The organism is Micromonospora sp. NPDC049799, assembly GCF_040656655.1.
In the GTDB taxonomy this organism is placed as follows: domain Bacteria; phylum Actinomycetota; class Actinomycetes; order Mycobacteriales; family Micromonosporaceae; genus Micromonospora.
The window spans coordinates 1-4,314 of the sequence record NZ_JBFAMU010000416.1 but is presented as its reverse complement, the minus strand read 5'-3'; the positions used below and the strand labels follow the sequence as shown (position 1 = coordinate 4,314).

3 protein-coding genes, 1 pseudogene and 1 riboswitch are annotated in these 4,314 nt (G+C 72.0%); of the genes and pseudogenes, 2 read left to right on the top strand and 2 right to left on the bottom strand.

What is annotated here, in order from left to right:
* Positions 1-922 (bottom strand): ornithine cyclodeaminase family protein (locus AB0I76_RS23490; RefSeq protein WP_357039242.1); only part of this gene is annotated, 922 nt, incomplete at its 3' end.
* A 91-nt stretch (positions 923-1,013) separates the two neighbouring features.
* Positions 1,014-1,074: riboswitch (guanidine-III (ykkC-III) riboswitch) on the top strand.
* Positions 1,075-1,129: 55 nt separating this feature from the next.
* On the opposite strand from AB0I76_RS23490, the gene AB0I76_RS23485 reads away from it, so the two are divergent.
* Positions 1,130-1,444: an SMR family transporter gene (locus AB0I76_RS23485; protein WP_357039239.1), complete on the top strand. Its 315-nt coding sequence runs from the start codon at positions 1,130-1,132 to the stop codon at positions 1,442-1,444.
* Positions 1,445-1,631: 187 nt separating this feature from the next.
* Positions 1,632-1,874: a hypothetical protein gene (locus AB0I76_RS23480; protein ID WP_357039237.1), complete on the top strand. Its 243-nt coding sequence runs from the start codon at positions 1,632-1,634 to the stop codon at positions 1,872-1,874.
* A gap of 111 nt (positions 1,875-1,985) precedes the next feature.
* On the opposite strand, the pseudogene AB0I76_RS23475 reads toward AB0I76_RS23480, so the two are convergent.
* Positions 1,986-4,220, bottom strand: a pseudogene (locus tag AB0I76_RS23475) (DNA translocase FtsK); the annotation flags it as partial.
* Positions 4,221-4,314 lie beyond the last annotated feature (94 nt).

The following is a 4,314-nucleotide window of genomic DNA, read 5'->3' as shown; positions in this document are numbered from 1 at the left end:
GGTCCTGGTCGTCATCACCGCGGTCACCTTCATCGAGCAGGCGCAGCGCCGGATCCCGGTGCAGTACGCCAAGCGGATGATCGGCCGGCGTCGCGCCGGTCCGCCCCGGGACCGCCCCGGCGAGGACCGCGCCCAGGTCGCGCAGCCGCCCGGCGTACGGCTCGACGGCGGCGAGCATCGGCGGGGCGTACGCGGCGGCCTGGGCCGGCGAGTCGGTGACCAGCAGGTCCGCACGGTCCAGCAGGTCGGTGCCGAACTCGTGGCGGTCGGTCTGCTTGAAGCCGACGGCGTTGACATGGGTGCCCGGGGCCAGGTCGGCCGCGTCGAGCACCGGCGTGACGCTGGTCGTGGCGAGGACCACGATGTCGGCACCGGCGACTGCCTCGCGGGCGGAGCCCACCGGTTCGGCCGGTACGCCCAGCTCGGCGCGGACCCGCTCGGCGAACGCCGCCCGTCGGGCAGCAGAGCGGCTCTGCACCCTGATCTGTCGCAGTGGGCGCACCGCGGCGGCCGCCCAGACCTGGGTCCACGCCTGCCGGCCGGAGCCGATCACGGCGAGGGTGGTCGCGTCGGGTCGGGCGAGGGCGTCGACCGCCACCCCGCCCAGTCCCCCGGTCCGCCGGGAGCCGAGCTCCTCGCCGACCGCGACCGCCCGTACCGCCCCGGTCCGCGCGTCGTGCAGCACCACCAGCTGCTCCGACTCCGGCAGCCCCAAGGTGTCGTACGAGCGGAAGCCGTACCACTCGCCGCTGAGGTGACCGGCGGTCAGCACCATCCGCCCGCCGTCCAACGGGGCGGACGCCCGGGGCGGGGCGACGAGCCGCCCGTCGTACGCGGCGAGCAGCGCCTCCCGCATCGCGGCCACCGTGGTGGCGGCATCGAGGACGTCGGTGACCTCCCGGTCGGTGACAAGCATGGTCATCGGCCCAGCATGCAACCTGAAGTTGACGTCAACTCAACCCGTGGTGGGCGGGATCACCGTCCGCCCACCGGGCCGGGTGCTAGCGTCGGCGGCAGCGGCTCCGGCCGCCCGGACGAGCGGTGGGCGTACCCGGTACGACAAGACGCCCCGAGACCAGAAATCGTCGTCCCGGCCCGCGTCCGGGACCGTCTCCCGCGAGGTGCCGCCGTGGCCTGGATCGTGCTCGTGATCTCCGGACTCCTCGAGACCGCCTGGGCGATCTCCCTGGACCGCAGCTCCGGCTTCAGCCGGCCGCTGCCGACGGTCGTCTTCGTGGTCACCCTGATCCTCAGCATGATCGGTCTGGCGTACGCGCTGCGCGAGATCCCGGTCGGCACCGGCTACGTCGTGTGGGTCGGCATCGGCGCGGTGGGCACCGCGCTGGTCGGCATGCTGGCGCTCAACGAGTCGGCCAGCCTCCCCCGCATCGTCTGCCTGCTGCTGGTCGTGGCGGGCGTGGTCGGCCTCAAGATCTACCACTGAGCCGCACCGCACGCGGAGACCACGCTCGATCCCGCATGTAGTGGCATCCGGGCGCGTTCGAGGCCACTACATCGTGGATCCAGCGCGATCATGACCGGACGGCCGCGTGGCGTGGGTGAGGCGTGACGAACAGCCACAGTGGGTAGAGATCCGGTGGCACCCCAGGCTCTCACCACCGGAGGCAGTCATGGCCAACATGCACAGCAGCGCCCGTCCCCGTACCAACGCCGCCCGCATCTGCACGATCGTGAGTTTCGTCTTCGCGGTCCTCGCGCTGCTGCTCAACCCGATCATCTTCGGCCTCGTCGGCCTGGTGCTGGGCATCGTCGGCGCGGTCCTCGGCGACAAGCCGCTCGGCTGGTACGCGGCGATCGCCAACGTGGTCGCCATCGTGATCAACCTGGTGGTCCTGGCGGCCATCCTCAACTGACCGTCGCCGCCTCCACGCCAACGGGCCCGCCGGTGAACCGGCGGGCCCGCGGCGTGTCGGCGGCCCGCGGCGTGTCGGCAGCGGAAGGACCGGCGTGCCGGGCAGCGCCCGTCAGTCGTCGGCGCCGCGCAGACCGACCAGGACCTCCTCCAGCTCGTCCGGCTTCACCAGTACGTCGCGCGCCTTGGAGCCCTCGGACGGGCCGACCACGCCCCGGGTCTCCATGAGGTCCATCAGGCGGCCCGCCTTGGCGAAACCGACCCGCAGCTTGCGTTGAAGCATCGACGTCGAGCCGAACTGCGAGGTCACCACCAGCTCGACCGCCTGCACCAGCAGGTCCAGGTCGTCGCCGATGTCCTCGTCGATCTTCTTCTTGCTGTCCTGCGCGGGGGCCAGCACGTCCGGACGGAACTCCGGCTCCCGCTGGTCCTTGCAGAACTTCACCACGTCGGCGATCTCGCGCTCCGTCACCCAGGCGCCCTGGATGCGGATCGGCTTGGACGCGCCCATCGGCAGGAAGAGGCCGTCACCGCGACCGAGCAGCTTCTCGGCGCCCGGCTGGTCGAGGATGACCCGCGAGTCGGCCAGCGACGAGGTGGCGAACGCGAGCCGGGACGGCACGTTGGCCTTGATGAGGCCGGTGACCACGTCGACCGAGGGCCGCTGGGTGGCGAGCACCAGGTGGATGCCGGCGGCCCGGGCGAGCTGGGTGATCCGGACGACCGAGTCCTCCACGTCGCGCGGCGCGACCATCATCAGGTCGGCCAGCTCGTCCACGATCACCAGCAGGTACGGGTACGGGCGCATCTCCCGCTCGCTGCCCGGCGGGGCCTTGATCTCGCCGTTGCGCACCTTGCGGTTGAAGTCGTCGATGTGCCGGACCCCGTTGGCCGCGAGGTCGTCGTAGCGCATGTCCATCTCGCGGACGACCCACTCCAGCGAGTCGGCCGCCTTCTTGGCGTTGGTCACGATCGGGGTGACCAGGTGCGGGATGCCCTCGTAGCCGGTCATCTCGACCCGCTTCGGGTCGATCAGCAGCAGCCGCACCTCGTCCGGCGTGGCCCGGGTCAGGATCGACACCAGCAGCGTGTTCAGGCAGGACGACTTGCCCGCGCCGGTGGCTCCCGCGATCAGGATGTGCGGCATCTTCGCGAGGTTGGCCACCACGTAGCCACCCTCGATGTCCTTGCCCAGTGCCACCACCATCGGGTGGTGGTCGCTGGTCGCCGCCCGGGACCGCAGGACGTCGCCGAGGGAGACGTTCTCCGGGTCGGTGTTGGGAATCTCCACGCCGACCGCGCTCTTGCCCGGGATCGGGCTCAGGATGCGGACGTCGGGAGACTTCACCGCGTACGCGATGTTGCGGGACAACTGGGTGATCCGCTCGACCTTGACGCCCGATCCCAGCTCGACCTCGTACCGGGTCACGGTGGGTCCCCGGGTGAAGCCGGTGACGGCGGCGTCCACGTCGAACTGGTCGAAGACGCCGGTCAGCGCCGCGATCACCTCGTCGTTGGCCTTGCTCCGGGTCTTCGCGGCCGGGCCGCTGCCGAGCAGGTTCGCCGGCGGCAGCGTGTAGTCGCCGGCCAGGCCGGTCAGGGCCAACTGCTCGGCGCGGGTGGGCGGTGCCGAGTGCTCCGGCGGCTCGACCGGCCGGCGGCTCGCCGGCACCTTGGCCGGAGCCTTGCGGGGCAGCACGATGGTGTCCTGGAGGTCGACACCCTCCACGTCGTCGAAGTCGTCCGGGTCCAGCGGCGGCGGCACGCGCTTCGCCGGCTTCCGGCGCGCGGGCTTCGCGGGTTCCTCGTCGGTCTCGTCCTCGCCGACGGGCGGAGTGCCGACCACGGCACCGGCCAGCAGGCCGAGCCGCTCGGGAATCTTGTTGATCGGCGTCGCGGTGACGACGAGCAGGCCGAAGACGAGCAGCAGGATCAGCAGCGGCACCGCCACCCAGGCGGTGACCGCCCGTTCCAGCAGGCTGCCGACGCCCGCGCCGACCAGGCCACCGGCGAAGTCGCGCTGGACGTCGTCCACCGGGGCCTGCCCGATGTGCAGCATCGCGGCGGTGGCCACCAGCATCGATCCCCAGCCGACCAGGCCGCGTCCCCGGTGTTCCGGGTCGGCCGGCTGCCGCATCAGCCGCCACGCGCCGATCATCAGCAGGACCGGCACCACGATGGCGATCGCGCCGAGGAACAGCCGGACCGTGTCGGCGAGCCGTGCCCCCATCGGCCCGGCGGCGGAGAACCAGATGCCCGCCGCGCTGAGCAGCGCGAGCCCGAAGACGAGGAGGCCGGCGCCGTCGCGGCGGTGCTCGGGGTCGAGGTCACGGGCGGAGGCGGCCTCGGGCAGGCGCGCCCCGCTTGCGGGCCGCATTGATCCTTCCTTGAACTCAATTCGGCACGCACGTCTTCATCTCTTCGGCTGGCTAAGCCACCTC